This window comes from Kosakonia sp. N21, assembly GCF_050587465.1.
GTDB lineage: Bacteria > Pseudomonadota > Gammaproteobacteria > Enterobacterales > Enterobacteriaceae.
Genome location: NZ_JBOBHR010000004.1, coordinates 604,789 through 621,695 on the forward strand (window position 1 = coordinate 604,789; position 16,907 = coordinate 621,695).

17 protein-coding genes are annotated in these 16,907 nt (G+C 48.2%); 6 read left to right on the forward strand and 11 right to left on the reverse strand.

Annotated features, from left to right (window positions below):
* Nucleotides 1-85: 85 nt before the first annotated feature.
* The 3 genes from ACQ3G7_RS13050 to ACQ3G7_RS13060 all read left to right on the forward strand — a co-directional run bounded on the left by ACQ3G7_RS13050 (nucleotide 86) and on the right by ACQ3G7_RS13060 (nucleotide 3,117).
* Nucleotides 86-1,021 (forward strand): LysR family transcriptional regulator, encoded by a 936-nt coding sequence (locus tag ACQ3G7_RS13050; protein ID WP_430890113.1) that lies wholly within the window; start codon nucleotides 86-88, stop codon nucleotides 1,019-1,021.
* A 176-nt stretch (nucleotides 1,022-1,197) separates the two neighbouring features.
* On the forward strand, nucleotides 1,198-2,196 hold the full coding sequence (locus ACQ3G7_RS13055; protein ID WP_430890114.1) for an SMODS domain-containing nucleotidyltransferase: 999 nt from the start codon (nucleotides 1,198-1,200) through the stop codon (nucleotides 2,194-2,196).
* Between the two features lie 3 nt (nucleotides 2,197-2,199).
* Nucleotides 2,200-3,117 (forward strand): S-4TM family putative pore-forming effector, encoded by a 918-nt coding sequence (locus ACQ3G7_RS13060; protein WP_234277053.1) that lies wholly within the window; start codon nucleotides 2,200-2,202, stop codon nucleotides 3,115-3,117.
* A 91-nt stretch (nucleotides 3,118-3,208) separates the two neighbouring features.
* Here the strand turns inward: ACQ3G7_RS13060 and ACQ3G7_RS13065 are convergent, their stop codons facing one another.
* The 9 genes from ACQ3G7_RS13065 to ACQ3G7_RS13105 form a co-directional block, all read right to left on the reverse strand.
* Nucleotides 3,209-3,688, reverse strand: coding sequence for a hypothetical protein (locus tag ACQ3G7_RS13065; protein WP_208557574.1), 480 nt, complete (start codon nucleotides 3,686-3,688; stop codon nucleotides 3,209-3,211).
* Complete coding sequence (locus ACQ3G7_RS13070; protein ID WP_234277054.1) at nucleotides 3,688-3,963, reverse strand: ECs_2282 family putative zinc-binding protein; 276 nt, start codon at nucleotides 3,961-3,963, stop codon at nucleotides 3,688-3,690. The genes ACQ3G7_RS13065 and ACQ3G7_RS13070 overlap by 1 nt, the downstream gene beginning before the upstream one ends.
* A 99-nt stretch (nucleotides 3,964-4,062) precedes the next feature.
* Nucleotides 4,063-5,460, reverse strand: coding sequence for an ISNCY family transposase (locus tag ACQ3G7_RS13075; RefSeq protein ID WP_430890115.1), 1,398 nt, complete (start codon nucleotides 5,458-5,460; stop codon nucleotides 4,063-4,065).
* 327 nt (nucleotides 5,461-5,787) lie between these two features.
* A complete protein-coding gene (locus ACQ3G7_RS13080) occupies nucleotides 5,788-6,102 on the reverse strand; it encodes a hypothetical protein (RefSeq protein WP_430890116.1) in 315 nt (104 codons plus the stop codon).
* A gap of 119 nt (nucleotides 6,103-6,221) precedes the next feature.
* Nucleotides 6,222-6,896, reverse strand: a complete 675-nt coding sequence (locus tag ACQ3G7_RS13085; RefSeq protein WP_430890117.1) for a hypothetical protein — start codon at nucleotides 6,894-6,896, stop codon at nucleotides 6,222-6,224.
* A gap of 426 nt (nucleotides 6,897-7,322) precedes the next feature.
* The gene (locus ACQ3G7_RS13090; protein WP_430890118.1) at nucleotides 7,323-8,294 is read right to left on the reverse strand and encodes a D-2-hydroxyacid dehydrogenase family protein; all 972 of its coding nucleotides are present in this window, start codon (nucleotides 8,292-8,294) and stop codon (nucleotides 7,323-7,325) included.
* 182 nt (nucleotides 8,295-8,476) lie between these two features.
* The gene (locus tag ACQ3G7_RS13095; protein WP_430890119.1) at nucleotides 8,477-8,932 is read right to left on the reverse strand and encodes a hypothetical protein; all 456 of its coding nucleotides are present in this window, start codon (nucleotides 8,930-8,932) and stop codon (nucleotides 8,477-8,479) included.
* A 428-nt stretch (nucleotides 8,933-9,360) separates the two neighbouring features.
* Entirely contained in the window at nucleotides 9,361-10,821 is a 1,461-nt protein-coding gene (locus tag ACQ3G7_RS13100) for a pyridoxal phosphate-dependent decarboxylase family protein (protein WP_263096631.1), read from the reverse strand.
* Between the two features lie 11 nt (nucleotides 10,822-10,832).
* The gene (locus ACQ3G7_RS13105; protein WP_263096632.1) at nucleotides 10,833-12,218 is read right to left on the reverse strand and encodes a diaminobutyrate--2-oxoglutarate transaminase; all 1,386 of its coding nucleotides are present in this window, start codon (nucleotides 12,216-12,218) and stop codon (nucleotides 10,833-10,835) included.
* Nucleotides 12,219-12,748: 530 nt separating this feature from the next.
* Between ACQ3G7_RS13105 and lysC the strand changes: the two genes are divergently transcribed.
* The 3 genes from lysC to ACQ3G7_RS13120 all read left to right on the forward strand — a co-directional run bounded on the left by lysC (nucleotide 12,749) and on the right by ACQ3G7_RS13120 (nucleotide 15,818).
* Nucleotides 12,749-14,110 carry a lysine-sensitive aspartokinase 3 gene (lysC, locus tag ACQ3G7_RS13110; protein ID WP_430890120.1) on the forward strand — a complete coding sequence of 454 codons (1,362 nt, stop codon included), beginning with the start codon at nucleotides 12,749-12,751 and terminating at the stop codon, nucleotides 14,108-14,110.
* A 111-nt stretch (nucleotides 14,111-14,221) separates the two neighbouring features.
* Entirely contained in the window at nucleotides 14,222-14,509 is a 288-nt protein-coding gene (locus ACQ3G7_RS13115; RefSeq protein WP_061495766.1) for a VF530 family protein, read from the forward strand.
* 7 nt (nucleotides 14,510-14,516) lie between these two features.
* The gene (locus tag ACQ3G7_RS13120) at nucleotides 14,517-15,818 is read left to right on the forward strand and encodes a glycoside hydrolase family 10-like protein (protein ID WP_430890121.1); all 1,302 of its coding nucleotides are present in this window, start codon (nucleotides 14,517-14,519) and stop codon (nucleotides 15,816-15,818) included.
* A gap of 13 nt (nucleotides 15,819-15,831) precedes the next feature.
* Here the strand turns inward: ACQ3G7_RS13120 and ACQ3G7_RS13125 are convergent, their stop codons facing one another.
* Both ACQ3G7_RS13125 and ACQ3G7_RS13130 read right to left on the reverse strand, forming a co-directional pair.
* Nucleotides 15,832-16,392, reverse strand: a complete 561-nt coding sequence (locus ACQ3G7_RS13125) for an RNA polymerase sigma factor (RefSeq protein WP_430890143.1) — start codon at nucleotides 16,390-16,392, stop codon at nucleotides 15,832-15,834.
* A gap of 5 nt (nucleotides 16,393-16,397) precedes the next feature.
* The gene (locus tag ACQ3G7_RS13130; RefSeq protein WP_430890122.1) at nucleotides 16,398-16,826 is read right to left on the reverse strand and encodes a hypothetical protein; all 429 of its coding nucleotides are present in this window, start codon (nucleotides 16,824-16,826) and stop codon (nucleotides 16,398-16,400) included.
* Nucleotides 16,827-16,907: the final 81 nt, after the last annotated feature.

Consider the following 16,907-nt stretch of genomic DNA (forward strand, 5'->3'; position numbering starts at 1 on the left):
TCGTTTTAAGCAGAGTAACCCGTGTAGAAATTCATGGCTAACAAGGTTATTTTAGCAGGGGTATAAATAAATTTATGAGGTGACGATGTCTCTGGTTCGGTTACGCACGTTTATGGAAGTTTATCGCCAGCGGTCCATTTCCCGCGCGGCGCGGGCGCTGAATCTTACTCAACCCGCGGTTTCTCAGCATATAAGCGGACTGGAAGTTGCTATTGGGCGGCCTCTTTTTGAACGTCTGGCGCACGGTGTTCAGCCTACGGCTGCAGCAGATGATCTGGCGGCGGATATTGGTAATAAACTGGATGACGCCGAATCCGCACTGGCGTCGGCAAGGGCGCGTTCAATGGATGTAGCAGGAACGCTTCAGTTAATTGGCCATGCTGATTTTATGGCCGAGAAGCTGGCAGGCGAATTGCTTCCGCTGCTTGAAAGCGGCATCCGGATCCATATGCACACCGGCGATGGTCCGGTCGTGACGCAAATGGTGGCGGAAGGTCATTGCGACCTGGGACTGACGGCGCATCCTGTAACGGATCCACGCCTGAAAGGTGACGTCATTTTCACCGATCGCGTTATCGCCGTTGCGTCACCAGCGCTGGCAGCCCGGTTGGCACACAGCAACGATTTTGCCCACGATTTACTGAAAGAGCCACTGCTGGCATATAACCTTGAACTTTCGCTTATCGATCACTGGCTGGATAAAAACGGAATGAAATGTCATGGATTGCGTCCTGCATTGGTTGGGCAGGATTTACGCGGGTTGCGAAGTTTGCTATGCCGGGGATTTGGCTGGACGGTGATGCCAGCGTTTCTGTGCGAGCGACAGATTGCCAGTGGTGAAATGGTAAAACTGAATGCACCAACAGGCGACACCGAAATCCGTTATAACCTGGTATGGTTACCCGGTGCATTGCGTCAGCCACGCATTGCGCATGCCCGGCAGGTTTTGTTGCAAAGGCTGGGTACTGAGAAGAACGCCAGGAATAGCACAAATGTAATAACACGAGCAGCACAACCATGACCGCAAACAGCCGGATTTCGCCCGAATACACCATGTCAAAACTAAGTTCAGATGTCCGGGGTAGGGCAAAGTTCAAATGTCCTCCAATACTCAGTAGTTTGCAGGAGTAAATTCATGTGGAGACAGCCTATAACCTAATGGTAAAATGAGCCTTTAGCTGGTAGAAGAGGGATGCTATGGCTCTTACGGTGACTGCTGCGTTTAACGAGTTTCAGCGAAATATAGTAAATCTAGACAGCTCTCAAACTAATCAAGCCAGAGCCAGTAGAGATTGGTTGCTGGGTAGAATGAACACTTTTCCAAATAATGATGTTTATTTTCCCATAATATACCCTGATATACATACAGGTTTTGGTTCTTTTGCTAGACGTACAAAAATCCGCCCTTTAGATGATATAGATCTTATGTTTGGTCTCGATGGTGATGATTGTGTATACATCGAGAGTGATGGAAAAATATTAATCACTGCGCGTGAAGGAACAGTTCGCTTAAAATACTATAAGCATGATGGTTCAAATTTTATTAACTCTCGAAAAATAATAAATAGTTTTATCTCAAGCCTAAATCAAATTCCGCAATATGATAAGGCAGATGTAAAAAGAAATCAGGAAGCAGCTACTCTTAAGCTAAAATCCTATGACTGGAATTTTGATATAGTTCCTGCATTCATTACTAATCCAGATTCATTCGGCAAGACATATTATTTAATACCAGATGGCAATGGTCATTGGAAGAAGACAGACCCACGAATTGACAAGCAAAAAGTCACAGATCTTAATGTTAAACTTTCAGGAAACATGTTAAATGTCATTCGTGTAATAAAATATTGGCAAAAACGTCCTACTATGCCTTCAATGAGTAGTTACTTGTTAGAGACCATGTTACTTAACTACTTCAACGGTCGCTCAGAATGTTATCAATGGGTCGATTTAGAGATTGTCAGTGTTTTAGGTTACTTAGCCTCTGCTATATTTAGTCCAGTATACGATCACAAAGGCATACAAGGGAACATAAACAACCTTAGTGATGATGAGAAATTAAAGATATCCATCCGCTGTTATCTTGACCAAGGAAAAGCAACTGAAGCCCGTAATTACGAAAGCCAAAATAACCACAGAGCGTCCATTAACAAATGGCAGGATGTTTTTGGTGTAAACTTCCCATCATACGGATGAAAAATGAGTCAAATATTTTTGCGCCAAAATGATAGTAAAAACATCGAGTTGCTGATGGCAATGAGGCGGATCTACTCACAGGTAAAATTTGTTAACTGGGTAGTATTTTTTCTTAGTGTCGTAATATCTGTCGCTATTGTAATATTTACTACAGTGATAAAGAAAATGGGGTTGTTCCCTCATTTGACTATAGCTCCTTACCTCGGTTATTACGGTATAATTGTGCTGCTCATCACAATTGTTTTTTCTACAGTGATTTCCTCAATGAAAAAATGTGCAGCCACTATTCAGGAAATGTTTGACTGCGATGTTTTACACATTCCATGGAGTGAATTAAAAGTAGGTAAGCCGGTTGGTAGAGAAGATATTTTTAAGTCTTCAAGGTATTACAAAAAAAGAAACAAAAAGGATGAGTTCCTTAACTGGTATCTAAATAAGGACTACGATGCCAATGAAAACGTCATGGCATTATTATGTCATGCTAAAAATTTCGGTTGGGATAAGTCACAACGTGATGTTATGAGTAAAATCTATTTTATCACTATGTTAGTTTCCTTTTTGATACTTCTGGCATATGGTTTGTGGTCTAAATCTTCACTGGAAGATTTTTTGTTTTATATTGTTTTTACGCTTCCTTTCTTTAGACATGTGATAATGTTATACGTTGAAAACAAAAAATCAATCAGTCGAATTATTCGCGTCAAAGATTTTATTGAGAAAAAAATACAGAGCATAAAGATAAGTGGCATGATAAACAATGATATCTTATCTCATGAATTAAGGGCGATTCAGGATGAGGTTTACGCCCATAGATCGACCTCTAATCCTGTTCCCAATTGTCTCCACAGATTCATGCGGAAGAATAATGAGGCGATTTATGATGATTATTTTGAAGATAACTTAAAAATCTTACCACAGTAGAGATGTCCGTATACCAGAAAAGTTGAAATGGCCGCTGAGGAAATATCTTCCACAGCGGTCTTTTTAGTTAAATGTTGATGAGTAAGTAAATTCATATTGAAATGAAAAATTCCTCTTCATTTCTTTTTTTATAATCATCATCCCATATGAGTTTTATCCGGTATTTGGTTTTACTACCGAAACTTAGCCCCGCAATAATCTCAATTCCGTGTTGCGGATGCAGTATCTCATATGGGAATTTTTCTTCTACATCCGATATTACAAGGTATTCATCACCATCATTGTCAGGGAAATGAATTTCTATATTTCTAGCTTCAACTTTGCCTCTGTTAAATACTTTTAACCTATAATTATTTCTGGCTATTTTTACCAAGCGAGCACCAAGTTCAGCCTTCATATCATTGATGGCGGACTTTGTTTCTTTTTCCAGAAGCAACTTACGTAACCTATCTTGCTCATCTTTGATAACCTTTTGTTCTCTTGCATTTTTCCCTGATCTAATCTCGGATGATATGATGGTGTAGATTGATACTGCAAGCGCACCTAAAGCGATGACGTCACTTGTCGTCATTATTTTATCCTTATATTTTTACTTCCCTTAAATGCTTTCTTCAGTATGTCGTTAAATTGCTTCTGTATATCCTTCGATAACTCATCTTTTACTTCATTAACATGTGAATCAATACTTACGCCATTCTCTTGTATTAACTCATCGTTAGTGAATTTTTTTCCGCATCCTAAGCATTTGACGTCCTCTAACTCTTCGGTATGCTCCATTTCTGCCCCTCCGCATACAGGGCATAATAGAGTAATTTTTCTATTGTATTTATCAGGATTCAATTTCATATATTTCCACCTTTCTTATATGCCATTTTTAGGGATGCTATGGACTTAAAAATTGAGGGGGCACTTAATTTATCCTTACTTATCATAACACTGAAGCTATTACCTTGTACCGAAGATTTCCTCAGAACGTGACTGTAATGTCTTCAACGCATCGAGCATATCGTCTCCGTCCAGGGAGCGCTGTGATTTCTTCTCTGTGGGTTTCCTGCGCCGCCGCGAGGGGCCATCTCCGGCAGGAAGAGCCTGAGATCGGTTATTGTCGCGTTTGTCCTGAACCAACTTAATAAACTCAAGTGTCCGCCCGAGGCGCTTGTTGTCCACGATAGCACCCTGGTCAATTTCCTGAAGACGATCATAAGTGGAGTAGGGAAGGACGACTCCGTTTAGCCGGAGTTCTTTCCGGCCATCCAGGTAATGCCAGACCTCAATGTACTTCCCAATAGATCTGCGGCTTAACTCATTATCTTCAATCAGATAGAGTACTTTGTCATACTGCACCGTCAGGGATTTTGAAACACGGCGCTGTTCCCGCCATGTGAAAAATGCGGCCAGATCATCGTCATTCTCAAGTGGTCGATGCACATCAAAGTCATGCCGGGGCGCTTTCGCAAAACGCCGGTTGTAATCAGTCATAAACTCATCAGCAAAATGATTGGCTGCATCCACTGAAGAAATGCCCCTGAGCCTGAGTTCCTTTACGAGGCGATCCTGAAGCGTCAGATGGGCGCGCTCCACGCGGCCTTTGGCTGAGCTGGTATTGGCGCAGATAGTCTGGATGTTCAGCTCGTGCATCGCACGGCCAAACTGGGTATAACCATCGCCGCCGGTGGCATTTTTATTGTTAATTCTGAAGACGCTGGCTTTGTCGCTATACAATGCCAGTGGTTTGCCATGCTTTTCCAGATAGCCCCTGGTGGCTTCAAAATAGGTGAAGGTTGATTCCGATTTCACGAAACGAAGCTGCATCAGGCGACTCGTTGCATCGTCGACGTAGACCAGTGCGGTACAGGCGGGCGCACGGTTCTCGAACCAGCGATGGTCACAACCATCAATCTGTATCAGTTCGCCGCAGCAGGCCCGTCGATAACGTGGTTGCTGAACTTTTGGCGCACGTTGTTTGCGGGGGATCCAGAGACCAGCTTTGACCATGAGTGAACGGACAGTTTCTTTGGAAAGGTGAATATCGTGCAGTTCTGCGAGTTTCTCGCACGCAAGCGTAGGCCCAAAATCGGTATAGCGTTCGCGGATAATATTGAGTGCGTACCGGGCAAGACCATCAGGTAGTTGGTTATTGCTGGGTTTTCCACGACGTCGGCTAGCCATACCCAGTGGGCCAGATTCACGGTAACGCGACAGAAGGCGTCGGCACTGACGATCGGAAATACCAAGGCGCTGCGCGGCCATCAGTGTGGTCAGACGCCGGTCGACAACGTCCTGAATGATTTTGAGTCGGTTAACTTCGTCCAAAGTGAAAAACTCCGCTGCGTGTGCCGTCATCAGAATCCCTCGATGGTGAATCTACGTGACGGACATCTTAACTTAGCCCAGAACGGACATTACAACTTTGCTGTTACACACATAAGTACGCATAATGTATATTATGTTAAATTGAATCTGGCACTGAACAGGACCATTGTTGGGCATTCATTCCCGGCCAATCAGCAAGTTGCCAGGCTTACCTCTCCTGTCGTTTCTTACTTGCCTGCGATCTGTCCGTCCTGCATCGCGTTGTGTTGCGACTTTTATGCAGGACGGTTTGACCTTACTGTGACTGGCGCTATCCCTTCCGCCACTACTCGTTCTGACAACATATCGGTGCTGGCGTTATGATGCAGAGCGCAATACCCATTCAATCGTTTCTTTAAGTGGCCCTGTAATTTGCCCCTGATTAAAGCGTTTATAAGCATCGTTCAGAAGCTGGATGTTGATATCCCAATTAATACCAATCGTTTGATTGACGCCTGAGCCAACACTCAGGTTTGTTTTCCCATTTGAAAATATATGAACATGTGGATATTTTGTCGCATCAGGAGGATTACCGATAAAAGTGCCCTTATCGTTGTCCGCTTTAACACAACCATTTTCTTTTGCCGCTTTTGCAAAATCGGCAGTACTAATATCTTCATCTGGATTGTACATATTTCACCTTTAAATCTTTAAATTGAAAATGCCCGAATGCAGAAAAATTACTGTTATCACTTCTGTATTTCGGGCGTGTATTAACATCAGGGAGAGTTGAAAAAAACTGCTTTTATTTATCAACTCGGTGTAACTGTCCACGTTCCATCGATGTTATAAGCAACGTCAAAGGTAGTTTCGCCTCCGGTCGCATCACAGAATGCTGCGGTCAATGATGAACTGGTGAAATTCATCACTGTTCCCGCCTGATATGACCCGGTCTGAATGTAATATTTAAGGATCGGCTGACAATCCAGATTCTGATTGGGAAGCACGGTGGTAAAGTTAGATAATACTACCGAACCATCCCCTAATTGTACCGCGGATCCCGCGTTGATATTGTTCAGACTCGGGTTAAACACCGGCGAAACAATGCGGAATGACCCCGCCTGCGCCGTGGTATCAGCCACCGGCACACTGAGCCCAAACGGGCTCAACGAAAGCGTTGTCGAGTTATTTTGCGCGTCACTGGTTGTCGCAGGAGTCAGGTCGACAGGCCGAATTGCGGACAAATATCCGGACTGCTGCCCCACTACCGGCGGGGTATTGCTTTGTTGTGCGCCAGCATAAAACTGCATATTAATCATAAAAGTGTAAGTACTACTACTGGAAGAATAAGGCGCCAGAGAAATATTCTGAATGCTGTTTGAATAAACATTACTTCCGCCGATATATACCGCAGGCTCCTGAAAGAAGAAAAAATCCTGCAGGGTATTGCTCTGATTTGTCAGATTAAATCTAATTAAAGTACTCATAATGTAATTCCTTATTGCTTAGGTAGTTTAATTCGAAAATAACTTGAATATTGAATATAAAATATATTTAATTTTTTTCACACCATAGGCTTACCCCCTTATTATGGAAAGGATATATCCTTGCTACGTTAAAAATAAAATGAAGACGGTTATTTTGCAGACAATTTAAATTAATAGTCACATTAGAATACAACACAAACTAATTTATAGATCGTTACGATCAATAGGGCTAATCAGCAATATATACGCACGCCGATATAAAATTCAAAAAGCCTCCCCTGCCCCGCCAGGAGTCCCGAAAAATCAGTGATTTTATGCCGAAGAAGGATTTTGGTCGTACAGAAAAGAGTGGATTATCGATGTTGTTGGCTCTGACTGTTCACCCTGATGAATGGGATCCTTAGGATCCATTCACCCGAGTTGGCGTCAATTTCCCAGGAATTCAGGATTGATGACATGCGCAGTGTCGCCATCAAAAAAACGCACGACGTTATCGAACGCGGCCTTGAAATAGAGTGCGTAACTCTCCTTTTCCACATAGCCTAAATGTGGCGTGCACAACACGTTGGGCAGCTTTAAAAAAGGATTGTCGGGATCGTAAACAGGTTCCTGCTCATAGACATCGAGTGCCGCGAAACCGGGTCGCCCTTCAATCAAGGCATCATAAAGCGCACCTTCGCGGACAAGTTCGGCACGGCTGGTATTTACAAACAACGCATCCGGTTTCATCAATGACAAATCCGCACGGGTAATGTTGCCCTCGGTTTCCGCCACCAACCGTTGATGCACGGTTAACACATCGCAGGAAGCGAAGAATTGCTCCCGGCTTTCGGGTACTTGCAACCCGGCAGATCGCGCCTCTTCCTGCGCACGTTTGCTCCCCCACACCTGCACGTTCATACCAAATGCCGCTGCATAGGTAGCAACGCGTTTACCAATTTTCCCGTAGCCCAGAATACCCAGCGTCTGGTTATTCACCGCGCGGCCAATTTCGGTTTGCCAGCGACCAGCCGCCATGGCGTTTACTGAGGGGATTAATTTTCTTCGCGATGCCATGATCAACAACCAGGTTAATTCTGCTGGAGCAACCGGTGAACCCGTGCCCTCAACGATCGCAACACCGGCTCTTGTGCAAGCGGCAATATCAATATTCCGCGCCAGCTTACCGGTCTGGCTGATCACTTTAAGGTTAGGCGCACGATGCAGAAATGCCGCATCAATCACCGTCCTTTCGCGGATCAGGATTAATGCTTCGGCAACCGCCAATTGCGTATTCGCGCCCGGATCTTTACTCATATCACCCAGCGCAACGCAATGGAACCGCGCATTCTGATGTAAAAAATCGAGTTGTGCCGTTGCGAACTGATAGTCATCGGGGATTAAAATAGTGATAGCCATCTGGTAAAGATTCTCCTTAAATGTATGGATAATCAATGTTGTCAATTATCGTGCGACAAATAAGGATTTAATTCAATACAAATTAACCAAATACCTCACCTTCCCTGCAAAATAATGCAGGAAAGGATCGGCTAAAAAAATATGACTTATCTTGCATGAGCTTATTTATTTAACCAGAATGACTATGGCGTTGGCGCGTATACTGTTTTCACATCATGACCATAATCATAATCCTGGAGTGGCGTCCAACCTTCAGGCTGAAGGTGATAGTCTCCTACGATCACCACGAAATACGTTTGTGATTTCGTCGCCGAAAAACTATTCACAAAGAAGTTAATATTCTTCGCTTGCCCATTCTGTCTTTTCGTCGAGGTTGGCCCGCCTTCAGCATCAAAACCGTATGCCTTGTCGCTGGCATGCCATACAGCTTTAAGTGTTGTTGCATCTTCACCTTCAGGCTTATCTTCGAGGATAGTATCCAGATCCTCCGCAGTTATCCCATTTTTATCGTCAAATGGCACCTCCAGCAACAGGACAAACTTCGCTTTACCTATGCTTTTCGAAACCGACTTCCAGCCGGTGGTTATCCATCCATCTGTGTCGTGATCATCGCCTATGAAAAATATTGTCTTTCCCATTTTCTTTTCCTTATTCACCTATTATCGACCAGACCTTTAATTTTTTAATTAAAGGTTATCTAATTTCAGGTTATTCACTGAAATTTTCATAAACTTTAGCTATAGCGTCCCGAACGACATTCAGGAAATATTTATCCTGATGTTATTCACAGGATGCGGATAAAGAGTTATGGCAGGAAAAGCTTATTACGCATGGTAAAAATTAGTCTGACTCCTGAGAAATCTCAATTTCATTAAGGATCTTTTTTGTAAATATCAACGAATCCACGGGCATAGGAAAATAATGAAAATACCTAATTCTCACTACAGGATATATTTTGAAGCGGGGGTAAACTCTAATCTCTCTTTTTACGCCCTTAGCCCATCTACATGGCATAAAAAAAGCCGACAACATCGCTGTTGTCGGCTTTTATCATTTACTGGAGCGATCAGGCGTGCAATTGCATCCCGCACGCTGTCACACTGGCCAGCAGAACTTTCACGTCTTCCAGGCAAACCGTCGGGTTCAGCAACGTCAGTTTCAGGCAAGTGACGCCATCCGCTTCCGTGACACCCACGTTCGCACTGCCAGACGCCAGCAGCGCATCGCCGATGCGCTGGTTCAGTAACGCAACGGCAGAAATATCCAGGTTTTCCGGGCGGAAACGGAACAGTACGCTGGCCAGTTGCGGCTGCATAACCAGTTCCAGCAGCGGCTGTTCAGCCACAAACTGCGCAACCTGCTGCGCCAGCGTCACACCGTTATCAATGATTTCGGCGTACTGCTTTTTACCCAATGCTTCGAGACCCATCCACAATTTCAGGGCATCAAAACGACGCGTTGTTTGCAGTGACTTCGATACCAGGTTCGGTACGCCGTGCTCTTCATCAAAGTCAGAGTTCAGGTACGCGGCCTGGTAGCGCATCAGTTGGTAATGACGGGCATCTTTCAGCAAGAATGCGCCACAGCTGATGGTCTGGAAGAACTGTTTGTGGAAGTCCAGGGTGACGGAATCCGCTAACTCCAGACCATTCAGGAAGTGACGATACTTCTCAGAGAGCAGTAACGCCCCACCCCATGCGGCATCAACGTGCATCCAGATCTGCTGTTCGGCCGCCAGCGCGGCGATCTGTGCTAACGGATCGATCGCACCTGCGTCGGTGGTCCCGGCGGTAGCAACGATCGCCATCACCTGCTCACCGTTAGCTTTCGCCTCTGCCAGCTTCGCCGCCAGATCGTTAACATCCATGCGCGAGAAAGCATCGGTTTTCACCAGCGTCACGGACTGATAACCCAGTCCCATCAGCGCCATGTTCTTCTGCACCGAGAAGTGGGCATGTTCAGAACACAGTACTTTGATTTTGCTGAGATTACCGGTCAGGCCATGCTGCTGAACCGAGTGGCCCTGACGCGCAAAAAACGCATCGCGCGCCAGCATCAGCCCCATCAGGTTGCTCTGAGTACCACCGCTGGTGAAGACCCCGGCATCGCCCGCCTGATAACCGACCTGCTCACGCAGCCACTCAATCAGCTTGATCTCAATGATCGTAGCCGAAGGGCTTTGATCCCACGAATCCATGCTCTGGTTAGTGGCGTTGATCAACACTTCCGCCGCCTGGCTGATCACCAGGCTCGGACAATGCAGGTGCGCCACGCATTGCGGATGGTGAACAGACAGGCTGTCTTTGAGGAAATACTCAACAGCGCGCTCAATGGCGGCTTGGTTGCCCAGGCCCTGAGCGGTAAACGCTAAATTGATGCGCTCACGCAACTGCTCAACACTTTTGCCCTGGTACATCTCAGGTTGTTGCAGCCACTGAACCACCGCTTTGGTGCTTTGTTCAATGGCGTCCTGATAGGCGGCAATACTCTGCGCAGAACCGGACAGAATCGGATTTAAATCAGACATGCCATCTCCGATTAAACAGGCTTAACGCCAGCGCCCAGCAGTGCGCTTTCAAATTTATCGAGGAACACTTCCAGCTCTGCATTGGTGATCAGCAGCGATGGCAGCAGACGCAGCACGCAACCATTACGGCCGCCGCGTTCCAGAATCAGGCCCGCTTCAAAGCATTTTTTCTGCAGCAGTGCGGAAAGTTCGCCGTCAGCCGGATAGCAACCCAGTTGATCCTTCGCTTCGTTCGGTTTAACGATCTCAATACCAATCATTAAGCCCAAACCACGGATGTGGCCCATCACCGGGAAACGTTTTTGCAGTTCCGCCAGTTTGCCTTTCAGCCACTCGCCCTGAACGGCAACTTTATCGGCAATACGCTCTTCTTTCAGGATCTTCAGCGTGGTCAGACCGGTGGCCATGGCCAGTTGGTTGCCACGGAAAGTACCGGTGTGGTGACCCGGAGCCCAGGCATCGAACTGTTTTTTGATACCCAGAACGGCCAGCGGTAAACCGCCGCCAACGGCTTTGGACATCACGATGATGTCCGGCTCAATACCGGCATGCTCGAAAGCAAACAGTTTACCGGTACGGGCAAAACCAGCCTGCACTTCGTCGATGATCAGCATAATGCCGTGCTCTTGCGTCACCTTACGGATACGCTGCAGCCACTCTGCCGGCGCCGGGTTCACACCACCCTCGCCCTGCACCGCTTCGAGGATCACCGCCGCCGGTTTGCGTACGCCGCTTTCAACGTCGTTGATCAGGTTTTCGAAGTAGTAAGTTAATGCTTTAACGCCGGCTTCACCGCCAATGCCCAGCGGGCAACGGTACTGGTGCGGGTAAGGCATAAACTGCACTTCCGGCATCATGCCGTTGACCGCTTCTTTCGGCGACAGGTTGCCGGTAACGGAAAGCGCGCCGTGCGTCATACCGTGATAGCCACCAGAGAAGCTAATCACGCCAGAACGGCCAGTCACTTTTTTCGCCAGCTTCAGTGCCGCTTCAACGGCGTCCGCACCGGACGGACCGGTAAACTGCAGGCAGTACTCTTTGCCCTGACCTGGCAGCAATGACAGCAGATAAGAGGAGAACTCATCTTTCAGCGGGGTGGTCAGATCGAGCGTATGTAACGGTAAGCCACTGGTAATGACACTTTGAATGCTTTGAAGCACCTCAGGATGATTATGACCAAGCGCCAGAGTCCCTGCGCCCGCCAGGCAGTCAAGATACTGCTTATTCTCAACATCGGTGATCCAGACGCCCTGCGCTTTGGCAATAGCCAGCGGCAGCTTGCGTGGATAGCTCCTGACGTTAGATTCAAACTCAGCTTGTCTTGCTAAAAAGGTTTCATTGCTCTGCGGTAATGAATTAGCACTCAAAGTATCAATACGGACTTTATCCGTCATCATATCACTCCTACAACCGGGAGTATCTTTAACACCGGGTTGAATAAAAGGTTTAATGGGGGCTTACAAAAAGCGCGGCTAATATATGTTGTTTTAGCAACGGACTCAATATTTTATTTTTATAAATTCTTTCACAAAATTTCTCTTTAAAATCAACATATAACAACAAACATGATTGCCTGAAATATTTTTTTTCATTGGTTACAGGCAAATCGTAAGGAAAATATCGATTCAGCGAGTTAAATCACTTACTATGCCCGCGGTAAATTCCCCGCACGGTGAAACAAAAGGAAACAAACAATTTAAGTTAAGCCACTCATACGCATCATCCCGGTAACTTGTCACAGGCCAGACAGGTTATTGACAACAGGAGCCAGGCTCCTGGGTTGTAATCAGAAATGTTCGCGGGCGGACATTTCATAAGGCGTAAGTTGCTGTATCAATGGGTTTTTCCATCCAGACAGTCAACTGCCCTTATGCCGAAATGAAAATTTTCATGCCATTAATTGATGGCGCCCTGATATGAGATTGTTATGACACGCATTTATCCACACATCGTCGTTGCCAAATTTGGCGGCACCAGCGTAGCCGACTTTGACGCGATGAACCGTAGTGCCGCCATTATTCTTGCCGATCACCATGTCCGTCTGGTTGTGTTGTCTGCTTCTGCAGGTGTGACCAACCTGTTAGTCGAACTTGCCGCAGGCCTCGAAAGCCGCGACCGCCAGGACAAAATTGAAACCCTGCGCGCTATCCAGCACAACATTATTTCTCGCCTGAAGCAGCCTGAGGCTATCGGCCAGGAAATCGACCATCTGCTTGAGAACATCAGCCGCCTTGCGGAAACGGCCGCGAGCGCGCCGTCCGCCGCACTGAGTGATGCGCTGGTGAGCCATGGGGAGCTGATGTCTTCCCTGCTGTTTGTTGAGGTCCTGCGTGAACGTGGTGTTGAAACAGAGTGGTTCGACGCGCGCAAAGTCATCCGTACCAACGATCATTTCGGCTGCGCCGAACCGGTGATTGGTGCTACCGCGGAACTGGCAGAGAAGCAATTGCGCCCGCGTATTGAGCAGGCATTAATCATCACCCAGGGGTTTATTGGCAGTGATGCCGCCGGACATACGACCACCCTGGGCCGCGGCGGCAGCGATTACACTGCGTCGTTACTTGGCGAAGCCTTGCAGGCTGACCGTGTGGATATCTGGACCGACGTTGCGGGGATCTATACCACCGACCCGAGGATTGTCCCTCAGGCGCAGCGTATCGATGAAATCTCATTTTCCGAAGCCAGCGAAATGGCAACATTTGGCGCCAAAGTTCTGCACCCGGCAACCTTACTGCCGGCAATGCGTAAAAACATCCCGGTGTTTGTCGGTTCCAGTAAAGATCCGTCTGCGGGCGGAACCCGTGTCTGCTGCAACGCCGAGAATCCGCCGCGTTATCGCGCTCTTGCCGTTCGTCGCAAACAAACGCTGTTGAAATTACACAGTGTGAATGCACAACCCGCCCACGCTTTTTTGGCCGACATGTTTGCGATTTTATCGCGCCATCATGTGGCGATGGATTTAGTGACCACGTCCGAAACAAGTATCGCACTGATCCTGAACTCAACCGGCGCCACGTCCGGCGAAGCAGACACGCTGACCACCTCGTTGCTGACTGAACTCTCATCACATTGTCGTGTTGATGTAGAAGCCGACCTGGCGTTAGTCACCCTGATTGGTAATACGCTCTCACACACCGCAGGGATCTGCCAGCCGGTCTTCGCCGGCATGGAACACCACCCGGTGCGGATGATTTGTCATGGCGCGTCCAGTCACAATCTCTGTTTCCTGCTTCCGGCAGACGCCGCAGACAGCGCAATAAAGACGCTGCACCGCAGTCTGTTTGAATAACACCCCACGGCAACGGGCGGGTTGATTAACCGCCCGTTGCCGGGCATTCTGCTTTCTTGTAACCTTCCGGCGACAAGCCTGTTATCACACTCTGACATGACCGGATTCCACATGGCAGCTCACGCTTCAAAAGATCCTTTGCATGGCGTCACGCTTGAAATGCAAGTCAATGCGCTGGTAGCCCGTTTCGGCTGGCTCGCGTTAAGTAAACGGATCAATATCAATTGCTTTAAGAACGAACCCAGCGTTAAATCCAGTTTGAAGTTTTTGCGTCGGACTCCCTGGGCACGCGCCGAAGTTGAAGCGCTGTATCTTGAATCCCTGGAAGATATCGTCCCCGAAAAAGCGGATGAGCCCACATTTAACCCATGGGCCAACAGTCGCATAAAGAAGAGTTAATACTCAGATGTCGCTACAAAAGTCAGGCGTACTGATTGCCACCGCGCTGTTACTGGCCAGTTGCGCCTCCCGTCCTCCCAAATCGCTCATCACCCCGCTTCCTCCGGTGGCAAAACAACCGCTACCGACCCAAACGAAAAAAAGCCACGAAACGGTGCGCGGTGTCTGGCTGACAACCGTTTCCCGTCTCGACTGGCCGCCGTTAACCTCGGTCAATGGCAGCGCCGCCGCCGTTCGCATCCGCCAGCAGCAGGATGCCCTGAAACAGAAGCTGGACAAACTGAAAGAGCTTGGCATTAACACGGTGTTCTTCCAGGTCAAACCGGATGGCACCGCCTTGTGGCCTTCAAAAATCTTGCCCTGGTCAGATATGCTGACCGGCAGCATTGGCGCGGATCCCGGTTATGATCCGCTGCAATTTATGTTGGATGAAGCCCACAAACGCGGCATGAAAGTGCATGCGTGGTTTAACCCTTATCGCGTTTCGGTGAACACCAAACCCGGCACCATCGCCGAACTCAACCGCACATTGCCACTGCACCCCGCCAGCGTTTTCGTTCTGCACCGTGACTGGATCCGCACGGCGGGCGATCGCTTCGTTCTCGATCCTGGCCTTCCGGAAGCGCGGGACTGGATCACCAGTATCGTTGCCGAAGTGGTGTCGCATTATCCGGTGGATGGCGTGCAGTTCGATGACTATTTCTATACAGAAACCCCGGGCTCAACGCTGAATGACAATGACACCTTCAGGAGATACGGTCAGGGTTTTGCGTCCAAAGCGGACTGGCGACGGAATAATACGCAACAGTTAATTGAGCAGGTCTCGCGCACAATCAAACAACTGAACCCCAATGTCGAGTTTGGTGTCAGCCCTGCGGGCGTTTGGCGCAACCGCTCGTTCGACCCGGCCGGTTCCGACACGCGAGGCGCAGCCGCATACGATGAATCGTTTGCCGACACACGCCGCTGGGTGCAACTGGGCCTGCTGGATTATATTGCCCCACAGCTGTACTGGCCGTTCTCGCGTGATGCCGCCCGTTATGACGTGCTGGCAGAATGGTGGGCGGATGTGGTGAAACCGACCAACACGCGTCTTTATATTGGCGTGGCGCTGTATAAAGTCGGCGAACCGTCGGCAAAAGAGCCGGACTGGACGGTGCAAGGCGGCGTTCCGGAGCTGAAAAAACAGCTCGATTTGAACGAAACCGTGCCGCAAATTAACGGCACGATCCTGTTCCGGGAAGATTTTCTTAACCAGCCGCAAACCCAGCAAGCCGTCAATTACATCAAAAGCCGCTGGGGCGGTTAAGGTATTTGTTCCGTTAACTTTCCATCAGTTCATCATAGAGATTACGTAGCCGTGTTCGCAGATAGAGCACGGCTTTATGCTTGCGGGATAACAGCGTCTGGACACTGACGCCGGTTTCTTCCGCCAACGCTTTATAGCTGTAGCCCTGCAATTCCGTTTGCTCAAAGACGTCCCGCTGTTCCGGTGTCAACTCACTCAACGCCGTGTTCAGTTCTGCCCATAACACGGTTTTGAGATACTCCTCTTCCGGTGTTTGCGCCACGCCGAACAGGGTTTCCGCAATTTCATCCTCCGGAAAATCGTTATCCTCATCGTCAGTAAAAAAGCCGGATAGCGGAAGCTCCCGTTTTTTGCGCGCACGATCGGTCATCTCGTTGCGCGCCGCGCGAAACAACCAGGCGGCAACGTTCTCCACCGGTTGTTCAACATTGATTAATTGCAGGGTAATTTCCTGCAAAATATCGTCAGCATCATCGCGCCCGGCGGTGCGCCCGCGGATGAACGCACTCAGGCGCGATCGGCAGGCGCTGAGCGCCGACATCAGCAACGACTCCCTCGCGATGCCGTTTTTCATCACATTCACTCGGCATCCGGCGTGTTGGGGTTAGTGGCTTGAGGTTTTTCGTCATCCTGTTCGCGCCCGCGCCAGCCGCAATGACCACGATGACCGTGACGACCAAATCCCTCACGACGGGTACGAATAAATTCTTCACGCTGTTCCGGCGTCATTTGCATCCAGCGTTCATGCATCCGACGGTGCCGGCCAAACATCCCCGGGCGAAAACCCAAACCACCAAACAGAATGCGGCACAGCACCAACAACCCGAGTGCCTGCCAGAAGCCTATCGTTTTCACCCCGACAATCGCCGGAAGAACCGCATTCCAGAGCGACATCACCACCAGGCCGAGCACGACCAGTAACACAACGCCAATCACCAGCGGTTTAGCAAATCGGTGACCACCAAACCGGTGGCCGCAATGATGCCCACGCATATCAAACTCTCTCATTGTATGTTTACCTCATAACAGTAGCGAAAAATGACCTGTGATGAAGTAGACGAATGAGCCGGAGAAATATTGCCGGAGAAA

Bases quoted from the DNA above. Each gene is read 5' to 3' on its own strand.
- ACQ3G7_RS13075 (WP_430890115.1), bottom strand. From the start codon at position 5,460: ATGACGGCACACGCAGCGGAGTTTTTCACTTTGGACGAAGTTAACCGA.
- ACQ3G7_RS13095 (WP_430890119.1), bottom strand. From the start codon at position 8,932: ATGGGAAAGACAATATTTTTCATAGGCGATGATCACGACACAGATGGA.
- ACQ3G7_RS13125 (WP_430890143.1), bottom strand. From the start codon at position 16,392: ATGAAAAACGGCATCGCGAGGGAGTCGTTGCTGATGTCGGCGCTCAGC.
- ACQ3G7_RS13115 (WP_061495766.1), top strand. From the start codon at position 14,222: ATGGCAGCTCACGCTTCAAAAGATCCTTTGCATGGCGTCACGCTTGAA.
- ACQ3G7_RS13085 (WP_430890117.1), bottom strand. From the start codon at position 6,896: ATGAGTACTTTAATTAGATTTAATCTGACAAATCAGAGCAATACCCTG.
- ACQ3G7_RS13065 (WP_208557574.1), bottom strand. From the start codon at position 3,688: ATGACGACAAGTGACGTCATCGCTTTAGGTGCGCTTGCAGTATCAATC.
- ACQ3G7_RS13055 (WP_430890114.1), top strand. From the start codon at position 1,198: ATGGCTCTTACGGTGACTGCTGCGTTTAACGAGTTTCAGCGAAATATA.
- ACQ3G7_RS13120 (WP_430890121.1), top strand. From the start codon at position 14,517: ATGTCGCTACAAAAGTCAGGCGTACTGATTGCCACCGCGCTGTTACTG.
- lysC (WP_430890120.1), top strand. From the start codon at position 12,749: ATGACACGCATTTATCCACACATCGTCGTTGCCAAATTTGGCGGCACC.
- ACQ3G7_RS13105 (WP_263096632.1), bottom strand. From the start codon at position 12,218: ATGATGACGGATAAAGTCCGTATTGATACTTTGAGTGCTAATTCATTA.
- ACQ3G7_RS13090 (WP_430890118.1), bottom strand. From the start codon at position 8,294: ATGGCTATCACTATTTTAATCCCCGATGACTATCAGTTCGCAACGGCA.
- ACQ3G7_RS13100 (WP_263096631.1), bottom strand. From the start codon at position 10,821: ATGTCTGATTTAAATCCGATTCTGTCCGGTTCTGCGCAGAGTATTGCC.
- ACQ3G7_RS13080 (WP_430890116.1), bottom strand. From the start codon at position 6,102: ATGTACAATCCAGATGAAGATATTAGTACTGCCGATTTTGCAAAAGCG.
- ACQ3G7_RS13050 (WP_430890113.1), top strand. From the start codon at position 86: ATGTCTCTGGTTCGGTTACGCACGTTTATGGAAGTTTATCGCCAGCGG.
- ACQ3G7_RS13060 (WP_234277053.1), top strand. From the start codon at position 2,200: ATGAGTCAAATATTTTTGCGCCAAAATGATAGTAAAAACATCGAGTTG.
- ACQ3G7_RS13070 (WP_234277054.1), bottom strand. From the start codon at position 3,963: ATGAAATTGAATCCTGATAAATACAATAGAAAAATTACTCTATTATGC.
- ACQ3G7_RS13130 (WP_430890122.1), bottom strand. From the start codon at position 16,826: ATGAGAGAGTTTGATATGCGTGGGCATCATTGCGGCCACCGGTTTGGT.